13 protein-coding genes are annotated in these 17,105 nt (G+C 47.5%); 6 read left to right on the plus strand and 7 right to left on the minus strand.

Features of this window, described 5'->3' with window-relative positions; all coding sequences use genetic code 11:
• Positions 1-311 precede the first annotated feature (311 nt).
• Positions 312-2,342, plus strand: coding sequence for a M3 family metallopeptidase (locus DN748_RS00845; protein WP_112369867.1), 2,031 nt, complete (start codon positions 312-314; stop codon positions 2,340-2,342).
• Positions 2,343-2,344: 2 nt separating this feature from the next.
• Here the strand turns inward: DN748_RS00845 and DN748_RS00850 are convergent, their stop codons facing one another.
• Together DN748_RS00850 and DN748_RS00855 are read right to left on the minus strand one after the other, a co-directional pair.
• The gene (locus DN748_RS00850; protein WP_112369868.1) at positions 2,345-2,707 is read right to left on the minus strand and encodes a rhodanese-like domain-containing protein; all 363 of its coding nucleotides are present in this window, start codon (positions 2,705-2,707) and stop codon (positions 2,345-2,347) included.
• 16 nt (positions 2,708-2,723) lie between these two features.
• The gene (locus DN748_RS00855) at positions 2,724-3,563 is read right to left on the minus strand and encodes a UbiA prenyltransferase family protein (protein ID WP_112369869.1); all 840 of its coding nucleotides are present in this window, start codon (positions 3,561-3,563) and stop codon (positions 2,724-2,726) included.
• A gap of 378 nt (positions 3,564-3,941) precedes the next feature.
• Between DN748_RS00855 and gcvP the strand changes: the two genes are divergently transcribed.
• From gcvP to DN748_RS00870, 3 genes are all read left to right on the plus strand, one after another.
• On the plus strand, positions 3,942-6,794 hold the full coding sequence (gcvP, locus tag DN748_RS00860) for an aminomethyl-transferring glycine dehydrogenase (RefSeq protein ID WP_112369870.1): 2,853 nt from the start codon (positions 3,942-3,944) through the stop codon (positions 6,792-6,794).
• A gap of 184 nt (positions 6,795-6,978) precedes the next feature.
• Positions 6,979-8,037 carry a 3-oxoacyl-ACP synthase III family protein gene (locus DN748_RS00865; RefSeq protein WP_112369871.1) on the plus strand — a complete coding sequence of 353 codons (1,059 nt, stop codon included), beginning with the start codon at positions 6,979-6,981 and terminating at the stop codon, positions 8,035-8,037.
• A gap of 2 nt (positions 8,038-8,039) precedes the next feature.
• On the plus strand, positions 8,040-8,564 hold the full coding sequence (locus DN748_RS00870; RefSeq protein WP_112369872.1) for a methyltransferase domain-containing protein: 525 nt from the start codon (positions 8,040-8,042) through the stop codon (positions 8,562-8,564).
• A gap of 28 nt (positions 8,565-8,592) precedes the next feature.
• Here DN748_RS00870 and DN748_RS00875 read toward each other — a convergent pair whose 3' ends face one another.
• Positions 8,593-9,183 carry an RNA polymerase sigma factor gene (locus DN748_RS00875; RefSeq protein WP_112369873.1) on the minus strand — a complete coding sequence of 197 codons (591 nt, stop codon included), beginning with the start codon at positions 9,181-9,183 and terminating at the stop codon, positions 8,593-8,595.
• Positions 9,184-9,463: 280 nt separating this feature from the next.
• Between DN748_RS00875 and DN748_RS00880 the strand changes: the two genes are divergently transcribed.
• Positions 9,464-9,868, plus strand: a complete 405-nt coding sequence (locus DN748_RS00880; RefSeq protein ID WP_112369874.1) for a helix-turn-helix domain-containing protein — start codon at positions 9,464-9,466, stop codon at positions 9,866-9,868.
• A gap of 413 nt (positions 9,869-10,281) precedes the next feature.
• On the opposite strand, the gene DN748_RS00885 is transcribed toward DN748_RS00880, so the two are convergent.
• Entirely contained in the window at positions 10,282-10,671 is a 390-nt protein-coding gene (locus DN748_RS00885) for a hypothetical protein (RefSeq protein WP_112369875.1), read from the minus strand.
• An 18-nt stretch (positions 10,672-10,689) separates the two neighbouring features.
• Complete coding sequence (locus DN748_RS00890; protein ID WP_146746538.1) at positions 10,690-10,995, minus strand: hypothetical protein; 306 nt, start codon at positions 10,993-10,995, stop codon at positions 10,690-10,692.
• Positions 10,996-11,434: 439 nt separating this feature from the next.
• Between DN748_RS00890 and DN748_RS00895 the strand changes: the two genes are divergently transcribed.
• The gene (locus DN748_RS00895) at positions 11,435-14,398 is read left to right on the plus strand and encodes a sensor histidine kinase (protein WP_112369877.1); all 2,964 of its coding nucleotides are present in this window, start codon (positions 11,435-11,437) and stop codon (positions 14,396-14,398) included.
• A gap of 84 nt (positions 14,399-14,482) precedes the next feature.
• On the opposite strand, the gene porN is transcribed toward DN748_RS00895, so the two are convergent.
• Both porN and porM read right to left on the minus strand, forming a co-directional pair.
• Positions 14,483-15,382: a type IX secretion system ring subunit PorN/GldN gene (porN, locus tag DN748_RS00900; protein ID WP_112369878.1), complete on the minus strand. Its 900-nt coding sequence runs from the start codon at positions 15,380-15,382 to the stop codon at positions 14,483-14,485.
• Positions 15,383-15,515: 133 nt separating this feature from the next.
• Positions 15,516-17,084: a type IX secretion system motor protein PorM/GldM gene (porM, locus tag DN748_RS00905; protein WP_112369879.1), complete on the minus strand. Its 1,569-nt coding sequence runs from the start codon at positions 17,082-17,084 to the stop codon at positions 15,516-15,518.
• Positions 17,085-17,105 lie beyond the last annotated feature (21 nt).

Raw genomic sequence — 17,105 nt, forward strand, 5'->3', positions numbered from 1 at the left:
TCAATGCACTATTTGAAAAAGTTGCCGGATATTTGTCCTGTTGTTTGATAACAACGCTGATAAAACAGAAACGACAATACAAAATCATATTTCTGGATTAGTTAGTTGTTTTAAGATTCATGGTTGGTTTAGACTTTTACTGTTGTTTATTTTTGGGGTAGTTTAACATGTAACAATGTTAATTTAATAAGCACGGTAATTTTAAGAGGCTGCCCTTACGGGCAGCTTCTTTTTTATATATCCTCCTCCTGCTCCCCTTTTTCTTTTCGGGCATATACACTATCTTCGTAGGCTTAAAAACCAGTTGTAATATGTGTGGTACTGCAAAAGAATTATTCAACACTCCATACGGGGCCGCTCCCTTCAGCAAAATAAAATCATCCGATTTCCTGCCGCTCATAGAACGGGAAATCGAAAATACCAGGAAAGAGATAGATCGCATCACTTCCAATCCGCTCCCTCCCGACTTTTCCAATACCGTGGAGGCACTGGAATTTTCCGGAGAATACCTGGACAGGCTCAGCAGTATGTTCTTCAACCTCAACAGTGCCGAAACCAATACGGAGATCCAGCAACTGGCCCGGGAGATCTCCCCACTGCTCTCCGCGTTTGCAAATGACATCCGCCTCAACCAGGTACTCTTCCGTCGTGTGGAAGAGGTTTATGTACAAAGAGATCGCCTCGGGCTTACCCCCGAACAATACACCCTGCTCGACAAACAGTACAAGAGTTTCGCCCGGAACGGGGCGGCACTCGAAGAAGAAAAAAAGAAGAGGCTGCGGGAAATAGATGCAGAACTATCCTCCCTGAGCCTCAAATTCGGGGAACACGTACTGGCCGAGACTAATAAATTCGAACTTCACATCACGGATAGCAACCAGCTCTCCGGGCTGCCGGAAGGAACTGTAGAGGCTGCAAAAAACCTCGCGGAAAGCAGGAATAAGGAAGGATGGGTCTTTACCCTGGATTACCCGAGTTTTATCCCCTTCATGACCTATGCAGATCACCGGGAACTGCGCAAGGAAATGCTGCTTGCATCGGGAAGCAAGGCCTTTCACGGCGACGATCTGGACAACCGGGATACCGTACTCAGCATCGTACGCCTCCGCTGCGAAAGAGCCCGTCTCCTCGGGTATAAAACCCACGCCCATTACGTGCTCGAAGAGCGTATGGCCGGCTCTCCTGAAAAGGTGGAAGAATTCCTGAACGAAATGCTCGAAAAGGCAAAACCCGCTGCTTTAAGGGAATTTGAAAAACTACAGGAGTTTGCCCGTGAACAGGACGGGATAACCCCATTGCAGAAATGGGACGGGGCCTATTACACCGAAAAACTCAAACAAAAGCTCTTCGAACTTGACGACGAAAAACTCAAGCCTTATTTCAAACTGGAAAACGTTATCCGAGGGGCATTTACGGTAGCCCATAAACTGTATGGCCTCAGCTTTGAGGAAATAAAGGACGTCGACAAATATCACGAGGAAGTGCTCACCTACAGGGTCACAGACACCAACGGCAGGTTCATAGCCCTGTTTTATGCCGATTTCTTCCCACGACCGGGAAAGAGGAACGGGGCATGGATGACATCGTACAAGCCTCAGGCGGTAAAGAATGGCAGGGAAGAACGCCCGCACATCTCCATTGTCTGCAACTTTACCCGGCCTACAAAAACCAGGCCTTCACTGCTTACCTTTAACGAGGTAACCACCCTTTTTCACGAATTCGGGCACGCCCTGCACGGCATGCTGGCCGATACCGTTTATCCCTCGTTAAGCGGCACCAGCGTATACTGGGATTTTGTCGAGCTCCCCAGCCAGGTACTGGAAAACTGGTGCTATGAAAAAGAAGCCCTTGAGCTCTTTGCCAAACACTATGAAACCGGGGAAGATCTCCCAATGGAATACATCCGGAAAATAAAAGAGTCGTCAAGCTTTATGGAGGGTATGCAAACCCTCCGCCAGCTGAGTTTCGGGCTCCTTGACATGAGCTGGCATGCCACGGACCCCACAGCGGTCAGGGATGTCAAAAAACACGAAGACCTCGTATTTTCTGCAACCAATCTCTACCCGGAAACTCCGCAAACCTGTATGAGTACCGCTTTCTCCCATATCTTCCAGGGAGGGTATTCATCCGGTTATTACAGCTATAAATGGGCAGAGGTTCTCGATGCAGATGCCTTCGAACTCTTTAAAGAAAAGGGAATATTCAACAAGGAAGTCGCCGAAAGCTTTAAAACCAATATACTTTCCAGGGGAGGTACGGAAAATCCCGTAATCCTGTACGAGCGATTCCGGGGGCAGCAACCCAATCCGGATGCCTTACTGAAAAGGGCAGGATTGATTTAAGGCTATTTTTTATCCTCCTTTTTTTTCCAGGCTTCGTATCCCCCTTTCAGGTTGGTCACATTTTGAAATCCCAGGGAATCCAGGGATTTCGAAACACGCGCGCTGCGTTTCCCCGTACGGCAATACACATATACCGGCGTTTCCTTGTCTATGTTTTTCCACTGCGCCAGAAAATCCGGCTCCAGGCAATCCAGGTTTAAAGCTCCCGGCAAATGTCCTTCCCCGAATTCTTCCGCAGTGCGAACATCTACAAGGAAACCTTTCTGCAGTTCTTTCGAACCTGCCGATGTGATATCCACGTCTTTTACCTGGCCGCTGGCCCCCGCTGTCAACAGCCCGAATACAAACAACAGTATATACTTCATATCTATCAGTTTTTATTTATAACCCTTTCAGAATTACCAGCAATACCATCCATAAAACCGGTATTCCCTCGACCCAGAAACTACAATAATACTTTCCCTGTTCAACACGCGAATACCATAGTGCCACTCCCAGAAATACCGAAGTCAGGGACAGTCCCGCAAAATCCGGCAGACTGCTTTTTCGCTTGAACAATTCCAGCAACAGCACCAGTAAAAGGACTGCCGTACCCATGTACTTTGAACTTCTTACTCCGAATTTCTGGGGAATGGTCCCCAGCGACAGGTCGTCCACGGCCATATCGCGTATTTCAAAGGGAATGGTCAGCACAATCACAAAAAGAAATCGCTGTATTCCCTCCATTAACATATCCGCGCCCGACACCCTGCCGTAAACCGGCAGCTCCATGTTACCGGCAAGGGGAAGCCATACCGTAGCCCCGCTCCATACCAGGGCCACGATAAAGATCTTAATGCCGGGAAAATTACGTATGTTACGTACCGAGGCATTAAGGGGTACGGCGTAGAAAAAGCACAACAATACCAAACCGCCCAACACCATAAGGCCCTGCAAGCGGATGTGTATGGCACAAAAAACACAGCACAAAAAACAGGCAAAACTAAAATACTGAATACTTTTCACATAACGTGTCCTTACCACATAAAACCTTCTTGCCTCACTGCCGTATTTTATGAAATTATACCCTACGATGGTCCCGAAAAATACCGTAAGGCACACATACCCGTCAAAAGGCAGGTCTAAATTAAACATGGTAATAACGGTGAGCATACCGGCAGACAGTGCCACATGTATACTCGCCTCGATATAGAAATTCAACAAGCGTATCAGCCATTTCATCGGACAAAAATAAAGAATAGAATGTATTCTCATTTAATACACTCTTCCTACCGTGTTTTTTAAGAGCTTGTTTAAATTGATTTGATTGCAGCGAAAAATAGAGATTTTTGCCCCAGATGAAAGCTTTTTTGCGCTACATAGCCATAGCTACGGAGCAAGAAAAAGACGAAATATGGGGTAAAAAGATCATTTTGCAGCCAATTGGAATTAGTTTAAACAAGCTCTAACTTCATACTGTGGTTGAAAACTTTTTTACAACAACTTGAAAATGATCTATTAAAAAAAATATAATAATGTACTTTTGCGCGATAATCACAATCTGGTAAACTCATCTGTTTTTTCAGGATGAGTTCCATATCTTACACTTAAATACATCTAATGAGAACAGATTCCTTTGCAGTACGTCACATCGGTCCCGGAGAGGGAGACCTCGGTCACATGTTAAATGTCACAGGAGCAGAAAGTCTGGAAGACCTGATCAGTGAGACCATCCCCGACGATATCCGGCTCAATACGCCTTTAGAACTTCCCCATGCGTTGAGTGAGAGTGAGTTCATATACCATATTCAGAAGCTCGCTTCCTCCAACAAGGTATTCAAATCCTATATCGGCCTGGGATATCATCAGACCTTTACACCATCTGTAATCAAGAGAAACATACTGGAAAATCCCGGCTGGTATACGGCATACACCCCGTATCAGGCAGAAATTTCCCAGGGAAGGCTGGAAGCCCTGCTCAATTTCCAGACCATAATATCCGACCTTACCGGGATGCCCCTGGCCAATGCTTCCCTTCTGGACGAAGGTACCGCTGCGGCCGAAGCCATGGCCATGCTTTTCGAAGTAAGGTCCAGGGAACAGAAAAAAAACGGGACCGTCAAATTCTTTGTTTCCGAAGAAATTCTGCCTCAAACGCTTTCGGTACTCCGCACCAGGGCCGTTCCCCTTGGCGTAGAACTGGTAACAGGTGATCCCGGGAATTTTGACTTCTCTGCGGAATACTATGGTGCCATCCTGCAGTATCCCGGAAAATACGGAGCCGTGAACGACTACAGGGAATTCGTGGCCAAAGCTCATGAAAACAATATCAGTATAGCCGTAGCCGCCGACATCCTGAGCCTTGCACTGCTCACACCACCGGGAGAATTCGGGGCCGATGTGGTAGTAGGTACCACGCAGCGTTTCGGTATCCCCATGGGATATGGCGGTCCACATGCCGCTTATTTTGCCACACGGGAGGAATACAAAAGGAATATCCCCGGAAGGATCATAGGGGTTACCAAAGATACCGCCGGCAACAGGGCACTTCGTATGGCGCTGCAAACAAGAGAGCAGCACATCAAAAGAGACCGGGCCACTTCCAATATATGTACGGCCCAGGTGCTTCTTGCCGTAATGGCAGGAATGTATGCGGTATATCACGGACCGGAAGGGATCAGGTATATCGCAAACAAGGTACACCATTCGGCCGTGACCCTCGATCACATCCTGCAACAGCTCGGGTACGAACAGCTCAACACCTCCTATTTCGACACCCTGGTGGTCCGGGCCGATGCTTCCCGGATAAAAGAAGTGGCCGAGGCGCGGGAAATAAACTTTCTGTATATCGACAAGCAGACCGTATCCGTCGCTGTAAACGAGGCGACTTCCATAGACGACCTCAATGAGATCATAGCCGTGTTTGCTGACGTTGCAGCCAAAACTCCCGTTATTGTAGAAACGCTTACCGGCGAATCTGCGATTCCCGTAGAGCTGCAACGACAGTCCGCATTTATGGAAAACGAGGTTTTTAACCGCTATCATTCGGAAACAGCCCTGATGCGGTACCTCAAAAAACTGGAACGCAGGGATCTTTCGCTCACCCATTCCATGATCTCGCTGGGATCCTGCACCATGAAACTCAATGCCGCGTCCGAAATGCTTCCGCTGAGCATGGCCCAATGGGCCAATATACACCCTTTTGTTCCCCTGGAGCAGGCAGCAGGTTATCAGCAGGTACTTGGCGAACTGGAACAGCAGCTCAATGTTATCACCGGGTTTGCAGGCACCTCTCTACAGCCTAATTCGGGCGCCCAGGGAGAATTTGCAGGGCTCATGGTTATCCGTGCATATCACGAAGCCAATGGTTCCTTTGATCGCAATATCTGCCTTATCCCCGCTTCGGCACATGGTACTAACCCCGCCTCAGCAGTGATGGCAGGAATGAAAGTAGTGGTCACCAAAACCGATGAAAGAGGAAATATAGACGTTGATGACCTCAGGCAAAAAGCAGAAAAATACCAGGATAACCTTGCAGCGCTGATGGTGACCTACCCTTCGACTCACGGCGTATTCGAATCGTCGATCAGGGAGATCACAAAGATCATTCATCATCACGGGGGGCAGGTTTACATGGATGGTGCCAATATGAATGCCCAGGTAGGCCTTACCAATCCGGCCACCATAGGGGCAGACGTTTGCCATCTCAACCTGCACAAAACCTTTGCCATTCCTCACGGGGGGGGAGGACCCGGAGTAGGCCCCATCTGCGTAGCGGACCACCTGGTACCGTTCCTTCCGTCCAATCCGGTCGTAGAAACAGGCGGAAACAAGGGAATAACGGCAATTTCGGCAGCCCCCTGGGGAAGCGCACTGGTATGCCTTATCTCCTATGCCTATATCAAAATGCTGGGGGTCAACGGGCTTACGCAGGCCACCCGGTATGCCATTCTCAATGCCAATTATATCAAAGACAGGCTCAAGGGGCATTTCGATGTACTCTATACCGGGGAAAAGGGAAGAGCGGCACATGAAATGATCGTGGACTGCCGGTCTTTCAAGAAAAAGGGCATAGAGGTTACCGATATCGCAAAACGCCTTATCGATTACGGGTTTCACGCTCCCACGGTTTCCTTTCCCGTAGCGGGCACCCTGATGATAGAACCTACCGAAAGTGAGAACAGGGAAGAACTGGACCGCTTCTGTGATGCCATGATCGCCATACGCAGGGAAATTGAAAACACTTCCCCGGAACAGCAGGACAACATACTGAAAAATGCACCCCATACCCTGGAGATGCTTACCGCAGAAGAATGGAACTATCCGTACACCAGGGAACAGGCCGCATTTCCGCTGGAACACATCCGGGAAAATAAATTCTGGCCTTCCGTAAGGCGGGTCGATGATGCCTATGGAGATCGTAATCTCATGTGCACCTGTGCCCCGATAGAAACCTATGCCGAAGCGGAATAATCGCATCAAAACGCAATATTTACAAGGCTTTATGAGATCGTATATCATGAAGCCTTGTTTCATTGGGCGCTACCCCAAGGCCCTGAAAACTTTCAAGCGGAGGGGTTGGGCATCGTATTTTTTGTTATGCATGCATAACAAAAATAAATATCTATTGCATACCTTTAGCAAAAATCATTGAACAATGAATATCAAGATCACCGGAACAGGATGTTATATCCCTTCCGAAAAAGAGTCGAATTCAGCTTTTCTTCAGCACGAATTTTTCGACTCCGACGGAGTTCCATTCGATACCCCCAACGAAACCATTATTGAAAAATTCGAAGCCATAACCGGTATTGCCGAACGCCGTTATGCCAAAACAGAGCTCAACACCTCAGACATAGCCTTTGTGGCAGCCGAAAATGCCATAAAGGACTCGGGAATAGATCCCGAGACCCTGGATTATATTATAGTAGCCCATAATCTGGGCGATGTGAACCACGACAGCATACAGGGCGACATCATCCCCTGCCTGGCAGCCCGCGTCAAACACAAACTCAACATCAGCAATCCCAAATGTGTGGCATACGATCTTATCTTCGGTTGTCCCGGATGGGTAGAAGGTCTCATACAGGCCCAGGCCTTTATACGTGCCGGTATGGCACGAAAATGCCTGGTCATAGGGGCCGAAATACTATCCCGTGTCACTGACAGGCACGATCGTGATTCCATGATATTTTCCGACGGTGCGGGAGCTACGGTAGTAGAAAGCTGTGAAGAAGACTGCGGTATCCTCGCCTTCGAAAGTGCAAGCTATACCCGCGACGAAGTGGGATATCTCTTTAACGGAGGCTCTTATAACAGGGCATTGCCGCAAAATATCCGTTACATCAAAATGCACGGCAGAAAAATTTACGAATTCGCATGCATCCATGTTCCCCAGGCCATGAAGGAATGCCTGGATAAAAGCGGAATTTCCATAGATAATGTCAGGAAAATATTCATTCACCAGGCCAATGAAAAAATGGATGCCGCCATTATCAAGCGCTTCTACCGTCTTTATAACAAACCGGTTCCCCCGGGCATCATGCCCATGAACATACACAAAATGGGAAACAGTTCGGTAGCCACCATCCCCACCCTGCTCGATATGGTCAAAAAAGGAGAAATAGAGCAACAATCCGTTCACAAGGGAGATGTTATTATATTTGCAAGTGTAGGCGCCGGCATGAATCTCAATGCCGTAGTGTATAAATGCTGATTATGTACGAAAACAATTTTCCTGACAAGCGATACGGGATCACCCTCGGTTTTTTAAAAGAGCACCTGCCGGCAACATCCCGGATACTCGACCTCGGTACTCCCAATCCCTTTACCGGTATCATGCAGGCACAGGGATACGAAGTAACCAATACCGGGGGCGAAGATCTTGATATAGATGTAAGTGCTGTAAAACACGACCACTATGATGCGGTTACGGCTTTTGAGATATTCGAGCATATGGTATCGCCCTTTAATGTCATAACAGCCATCAAGGCCGACAAACTGGTTGCCTCTGTTCCGTTGAGATTATGGTTCTCGCCGGCATACCGCAGCAAAACCGATATGTGGGACAGGCATTACCACGAATTTGAAGACTGGCAGTTCGACTGGTTACTCGAAAAGGCAGGATGGGAAATAAAAGCCCGGAAAAAATGGACCAATCCGGTCAAAAAGATAGGTTTCAGGCCCCTGCTGAGATGTATTACGCCAAGATACTACGCCGTGTATGCGGAGCGGAAAAGATAAAAGACTCCCTTTTGTGGCACCGTGCTGTTCAGGACAAAAGGAATGACAGTATAAGCAGGAGGCTCCCCTCCGTAAAGGGGCGTACTCCCGCCTTTATCGCCTCCATGATCTTCCACAGGTGATTCTTTACGGTCTTGGGGGTGATCCCGAGCATCTCTGCAATTTCCGCATTGCTCCTGCCCTCCTGCCGGGAAAGCCGGTATATCTTTTTTTTCTGTTGTGGCAGCTTATCCACAATTCCGGCTATGACCTTACAATACTCCTTATAGAACAGCTGTGTTTCTATCTGGTCGTACTGTTCGGTAATACCATTCCACAGCTCCTCCTTTGCCACTTCCCTCCGCATGGTATCCCTCAGATGATTAAAGGTCAGGTTCCTGGCCATGATAAATATCAGGGTGTGAAAAGTAGCGGGTTTGATCTTATCCCGCTTTTGCCAGATCCGTATAAAAACCTCCTGAACAATTTCATCTGCCACGTATTCGGATTTGGCATACGAAAAAACAAAATAGTAGACCTTCTTTCTCATCAGCACAAAAAACCGCTCAAAAGCAGCCTGGTCTCCCCGCTTAATCGCTTTGACCATCTCGATATCCAATTGGTGTTTACTTCGGCTCATCGTCTTAAATCTTCGGGTTGGATTATTGTTTCATTCAAATATAGAATTAATCTGCAAATACATTTTACAGGGTTAAAATCGCACAATTCTACATACTACTTTTCGATCATAATATATGTTAAATATCATTCAAACAGGAATAATCAATCCAATTTGTGTATATTTACAGCTATAAACGCAATACCTGTACTCCTCACAAGTACAGTAGGAAAACACTACAAATATATAAACATTTTGTGGAAATAAAAATTATCGCAAAACTTTAACACTCGATACGTTAATGGAAATTGACAGATCTTTCATGCTCGACCGGATAAAGACCCACTACCGCTTTAAAAGGGATATCGACCTGGCACGGCATCTGGGTGTAAAACCGCAGGTATTGTCTAACTGGAGGAAAAGAAATTCTTTCGATGCCCAGTTGCTGTACACCAAATGCGACGAGCTGAACCCTTCCTGGCTGCTTACCGGTGATGAGCCTATGCTGACATCTGCATTACAGGATCTGCACAGTTTACAGGAAGAAAGCGGGGTATATGTCTTACAGGAGAAAATCAATGCCCTGGAAGGCCGGATCGAAGCCTTACTGGAAGCCAATACCGCCCTGAAAGAAGCCAATGGCGCATTTCGGGAAACCATCGATATCATGAAGAAACGCATTTCGGAACTGGAAGCGGGGAAATAGTAGGGGTAATTCGGTTCTTCGGTAACACTCTGCAGCTCGCTGACTGTCGTCCTGACACCTAACGTTTGGGTAACCGCATGAATGGATACGACGTTTTTGAAATGAAGCAACTTACGATAGATACGTCATAGGTAGCGCAGCCGAAGAATCTCCGGTGCTTCCGTTATGCTGTTGGAAGTTCTTTGATCCGGGGGCAGGAGATTCCCTGCCTGCCGGCAGGCGGGTTCACTTCACTTCGCTGCGTTCTGAATGACAGTGTTGTCATCCCGAGCGTAGTCGAGGGATCTCCGGTCTCGACGTTATGCTATTGAAGTTCCTTTGATCTGAGGTTGAGATTCTTCCCTACGGTCTGAATGACAAACTACGAACTAACAACTAACAACTAAGAACTAACAACTATACCGCTGCAACCACTAAAACTCCGGAGGCAGCAGAAGGGTACGCCCTATAAAATAAAAGCACATGGCCTGCCGGGGTGCTACCGGGATACTGTCGTAAAGACGCTGCTTCCTGATCACATTGCCATCACGGCTGCAATACTCTATCCAGCAATAATCCTCACGTACGCAGCACAGGCGGATCTTGATAAGCTGTTGCTCTGCAGACAACGCAAAGGCCTGCATGGCCATCCTCACAAAAACCGGCTCATTTTCGAAGAGGTTCATGACATATCTTACGCCATCGGTATAGTAGAACGGAAAATCGGAATGCAGGTACAGGCGGCCGGTACTGCGAAAATTTTCCAGTTTGCTCCGCAGGGTGCTGCCGTACGTTTCTTTCGGGGTAGTTATTATTGTTTCCATAGAATAGGTTATATAATTTCAGACAAGCCGCACTTTACAGTCGGAAACCGTATTATTGCGAAATTCTATTTCGAGATACATCTTATAGGGGATCGTCTTGAGATCGTGTACAAAATACTTCCACCGGTCTACGTAATAGTGGTTGTATTCGTCTCCGAGAAGTTCAACGATCTCTTCTTTTGTCCTTGAAATCAACAGTTCCGTATCCAGTATATGTTTCAGGTAGCACATGCGCTGTTCCCGGCTGCGCTTCCAGGTTAAACTTTCAAAAGAACAATGTTTGATCCCCAGCAGGAACATTACATATTTACAATATAAAGGCATAGTCGCATTTTTTATTAGTCGTTTTAAATACACACTATTACTACCCTCTGTAAAAAACCCTGTCTCTGTATTGCCTTTCGCACAGTACCGGTATAAGCTCCTTACCTCCCGGATACCGTTGAAAAAGCACTGACATAAAAGTAAACGACGACGCCCGAAATAATAACAGAAAACCTGTAGAACCTTTTGTTTTGGAACATAGAATAAGTTCGATTGAAACATAGAACAAGTTCTAATAACGGTTAGGAGATAATCACCATTTTTTTTGTATCATTGTACACCCCAAACACTATTTTATCCAACTTACATAAAATCAGGGTATTATTTCCACTAACTTCCCATTAGGGATATGACGGGAAAATTGTTTTACCATACCTGATATAGAAAACTCTGAACTCACGGTTTTTACATAATATTTTAGAATTCCGCTCTGATTCTAATGCGACTTACGTTGATTATTCTTTACAGCCTGTTCTGCCATGTTTCTTATTGTAAACAAATTAACAACAGCTTCACCCACGACCACAACCTCCGTTGGTATACCGATAGCGACGGGCTGCCCCAGAACACCATTACGGAAATATTTAAAGATATTCACGGTTACATATGGCTGCTTACCAAAAACGGGGTAGTACGGTATAACGGAAGTAGCTTCAGAACCTATAATTCCGAAAATACCGGGCTCGGCAACAACAGCATGACCCAGGTCACAGGTAACCGGAAATCGGACAGTATCTGGGTTTTCAATGATTTTGACGAAGCGCTCCTGATCACCCGGCGAACCGCCAGGCACGTATACTACAACAAACCGGGTATTCCGTCCGGGACTCCCTTCTTTGCACCCGGAAGCACTGTCGCCCTGGATCAGGTACCGGAGTCGGGGAAAAGCGACTTCTTTAAGGTCGGAGATACACTATGCCATATTTCAAAATCGGGAAAATACACCCTGATATACGGTGAAAACTATACTTCAGGAATGCTGGACCTGAAAAATGACAGCATAGGGAAAATTATTTATAACCGGATCGCACAACAGGTTTTTATCCTTACTTCCGGAAACCTCTATACCGTAACCAAAGAAAAGGACCGGCTCCTGGTTTCTCCATTATTGAACCGTTTCAGCTATCATCGGTTCAAGGATATCATATCGATCTATTACGACAGGTCGCTGAACGAGTTATATCTCGGGAGCAATACCAGGGGGCTGGGGGTGATCAGACCAAAAAAATTCCACAGTCATTACGACACCAACCCCGACAGGGTGCAATATGCCCTTATCGCACAGGACAGCAATACCGTTCTGACCGCCAATGGTACCCGTATCACGGCAGACAGTTCGGGAATCCGGACTTCCCGGATCAGATTCCCCTGTGAAGGTGACGAAACGAGCATGACCATCGATACTTTCGGGAATATCTGGACCAAAAAACAGGATATGCTGTATTGCTTCCGTAAGGATACCGGCTTTAACGGATACCGGCAATGGAAGCTCCCCGGAGACATAGGCCGGGTATACCTCGGAAAAAATGGCAACATATGGATTACCACCCGGCCTGCAGCACGACAAAACACAAGGAATAAAGGAGCTTTATACCGCATGAACCCCGCACAACCGGACCAGCCCCCCCTGTACTTCAGATCGGTCGGGTTTGACATATCCTATATCCTGCAGACCCCGGATTCCTCCCTCTGGCTGGGCAGCTATAAAGGGCTGTACCGGCTCGACCTCAAGACATCAGGGATAAGCACCATCCCCGGATTGCAGGACAAACACATAAAAAACCTGTATGCGGGTACACAAAACGAATTGTGGATCGCTACCGCCACCAAGGGCATTTTCCTGTACCGAAACGACACCCTTACCGGTTTTCCCCCGGACAGATACGGGTATATGCGCTCCCCTCTTTGTATCCGGGAAGATGCAAAAGGCTTTCTGTGGGTCTCCTCCGGAAAAGGACTGTTTCAGGTCTCAAAACAGAAAATGATAGACTATGCCACGGGAAAGACAGACCAGGTGTACTATCACTACTACGATAAAAGCTCGGGGTTTACTTCCAATGAGTTCAACGGCGACTGCCAGCCCTGCGGGGAAACACTTTCCAATGGCTATATCGCCTTCCCTTCCCTCGAAGGCATAGTCCTGTTCGATCCCCTCCAGATACACCCCAGGCTGCCAAATACAAAACTCTATCTCGACGAGGTCTACACTGTTCAGCACCGGGAGAAGGTAACGGTTCACAACGACACCATTCACGTACCCCGGGACTTCTCAAGGATATACCTATGGATCGATTCGCCGTACTTCGGAAACCCCCGTAACCTCAATCTCCAGTTCAGGCTGGAAGACCAGGGCGACGAGCAATGGGAATACATTTCGCAGGGGCAGCCCATCACCTTTTCACAGCTCTCCCCCGGCAGCCATACCATTGTCGTCCGGAAAATGAACAGTTTCTATTCCCATTACACCCATAAGCGCATTACCCTGATCGTACCTCCCTATTTCTGGGAAACGGACTGGTTCCTGTTACTGCTGCTACTCGCCGTTCCCGTACTTCTGTACTATAGCATAAAGTTCAGGATACGGTATGTGCGCTATAAAAACATGCTCCTGCAAAAGAAGATAGCCGAAAACACAAGACATCTGCGCAACGCCATCAGAACACTGAAGATCACCAGAAACAAGCTCGAACAACAGACCTCCATCCAGGAAAAGCTTATCGCATCCATAAGCCATGATATCCGCAGCCCGCTTCGTTTCATGGTAGATACTGCAAAATACATACACAACCACTATGACATGGGAGACAGGGAAACGATCCACAAAGGCATTTATTCGCTGTATACGGCTTCGGAGAATATCTACGATTTTATCAGCAAACTGCTGGAGTACAGCAAGGCCAAGGCCTATGACCAGCGCAAGGACGCTCCTCCGGATATTTACGACCTTCACGAAATGGTAGCGGAAAAAATATCCCTGTTTTCCGAAATAGGCCAATCACAGAAAACAGGGATATACAATGGTGTCCCCAAAGCATTCCTCACTACGGTAAGCAAGCACCTGTTATCCATCATTATCCACAACCTTATCGACAATGCGGTCAAGAATACCTACGGCGGAACGATCTCCATACAGGCTTTCTTAAAAAAGCAACGCCTATATATCACCGTAAGGGATACGGGCAGGGGCATGTCTGCCGGGCAATTACAACACTACCGGGCACTATTTCACCCGGAAAAAATAAAAGCTCCTTCTTATGAACACCATGAGAAAAACCTCGGAATGAAAATCATCCTCGACCTCCTTATCATTCTCAACGGGGAGATAGACATACGGAGTACATTGCAAAAGGGAACGGTCATCACTCTTAATTTCCCCCAGAAACATCCCCTTCCTGCATCCTGATCTGAAGTTTGAAGTACGAAGCCCGCAGCTCAAAGTCTGAAATCAACTATCAACTACGAACTAAGAACTAAGAACTAAGAAAGATCAATTATTCCATATATCTTCCTCAAACCCCCTGATATTCTCCTTTATACGGTCGCTTTCCAAAAGCTGGAACAGGGAATTCTCCACTACATAGTCCTTGATATAACGATCTCCCTGAACATTGTCCTCCTTATAGATCACGGCGTTAAACCGCCTGGTGTTCAACAGGGTATCAAAAGATATGGGAGCTGCCGAATTCCTGTTATTAAAAGCTTTGGCCTCATGGAGTATCTGTCTTGCCCCCGGGTACCACACCCAGAAGAGTTCCACCAGATTAGAACCATCGTCAATACCCTCGTCCATAAAATTGACATCGGGGGCCACCGGGGCTATCCCCAGGAGGCGGTACTTGAGCTCTCCCTGTCTCTTGTCGAAATACCAGACCCCTTTGATCCGGTACTCCCTGATGTCGGCGGCGGTGATGTCGCGGCGGTCTATGTATTCGGGAGACAACCGTTCGCCCGCGTTGAGCTGCTCGTATCCCATATCCGTAGTATCTATTTTGGAAAGGGTCGATCCCAGTTCTTCAAAAGCCCTTTTCTCCGTAAAGTAGGAATCCGCATAAATATCTTCAAGCTCTCCCGACTTTATGGCTTCGACCAGTACATCGTACAACGACTTCCTGTTCGACCGCTCTATGGGTTCCACGGGATAATAGAGAGCATAGTTCACCCTCTCGTTAATATCTATGGTTTCCCACGTCATTTTAGACCACATAATGTCCCGGTCATCGACATAGCCGTAATCCATGGGCGCATCGTTGTCCGCATTTTTCTGTCTTTCCGTCTTGACTCCTATCTCTTCGGGTTTTTTGGCATTGAGAAGATTGGCCTGTGCAGACAACAAAAAGCTGTACAGACCAAAAAGGAAGAAAAGCGGGGTAGTAACTCTTCTTTTCATGATTCTGATGTTTAAGTAATTGGGATAGTACTATATTAAAATAACAAGGACTCCCCCGGCAATGTCTTTCGACACCTGCAAAAGGAGCCCGGATGCTTCATCGATATACCCTGCAAGGCATTATCGTAGAGTTCTAATTGGTAAGCTGTATCACTACCGGAGATACCTTTTTCAGTTTATATCCTGTATTTCCGACAATATACGCCTCTATGTCAAAGACCTGAACGGCATCTCCCCTTCGGGCCCGTTTCAGGGCATTCCTGGCGGCCCCGTCCAGTTTATTTCCGCTAACCGAAATGGTAGGCTGTCCCGGGACCTTGAATTTAAATCCTCTTATACCGAGGTTCAGGTCAAAGTCAAAATCTTCCAGTAAAGCGCCCACCGTAGAAACTTCCAGGCTGGATCTGGGCATACTCACTTCTCCGGATTCGCCCCTTATGGTTCCAGAGGGCCTGGGCACGTCCTTGATCCTGAATTCCGTAGTCGTACTGATGCGCTGCCCGTCCGGCAGTGCTCCGCTGGCCGTAATATTTACTGTCCTTCCCCCTCCCGGTCTCATGGTGTATTTGCTTCCCGAAACCCTGGAGAGTCCCGTAGCCGAAGCAGACACCTTATTGTCCGGAATCCCGGGGATGGAAATGGTTATCGGATTGGAGACCCCACGGTATACCACATTCATCTTATCGGCAGAAATTACCGCTGCATTGGGTTTGGAGATCGTGGCAAATGCTGCCGACACCGGGACTTCGAGCATTTCCTCATCCTGCATAAAGATCAGTTTTCCCTCGAGCTTGTGATCTCCGGGACTGCCGGCACTCACATTCAGCCTGACCTTTCCCCCGTCAAGGCTGTAGTCTCCTTCCGAAAGCTTTTGCCCGTCCAGGAACAATTCCACTTCGTGAGGTTTTGTAGTCGCATCCGTCCTTCCCAGTACGATAGCCCCGTCAAAGGTCTCTCCCTGGTAATAGGCCGACTTGGGCTGCTCCAGCAAGGTAGAGTAGTTGGTCATGGAAACCTCACTGCTCAGTTCTTCCCCGAGCATGGCGCTGAATACATCGCTCTCGGTGGTTTTGATATCGGCCTGCATCTGGGTTATTTTAGTGAGGGATGCCACGAGGGGAAATCCTTCAAAATTATAATTCAGCCAGTCGATCTTCACCCCTTCCCGGTTTTCCACTTTTCCGTCCTCTCCCGTAGAGAAACGCTCGGCTACCGAACTCTTTACCTCGTTAAAATTTTCTTCACCCAGCGCCGTTATAACGGCCTCCCTGTACGTATTGATCCTGTCGATAAACTCCTGTCCTTCGTCGGTATACCGGCCTCCTCCCCTGAAGAACTTGTTGTCGAGGAACGTGGCCTGGTCCATTTTTTCATAATCCCTTTTATCGTTCAGGTTCTCGGTCATTTCGTTCTTCAGTTCCTCCAGGTAATTGTAATAGTCTGCCGAAAGCTCCTTTACCTCCCCGGCCTTTTCCAGGATTGGGCGGTAACGGTCGGGTTTCTCTTCGGCCATCTGGGCCAGCCCGTTCAGCGCTGCCGTATTATCCTCCGTGGCCTTTACATTGGAAGCTTCGAGTTTTTCATTCAGCGTACCAAAAGCCGACAACACCTCTTTCCCCATATTTATCGCCAGCATGGCAATAAATACCAGGTACATGAGGTTGATCATCTTTTGACGCGGTGACAAATTATTTCCTGCCATGTCCTAATCGGTTTTTGATTT

Origin of the sequence: Sinomicrobium soli, assembly GCF_003285545.1 — a bacterium.
In the GTDB taxonomy this organism is placed as follows: Bacteria; Bacteroidota; Bacteroidia; order Flavobacteriales; family Flavobacteriaceae; genus Sinomicrobium.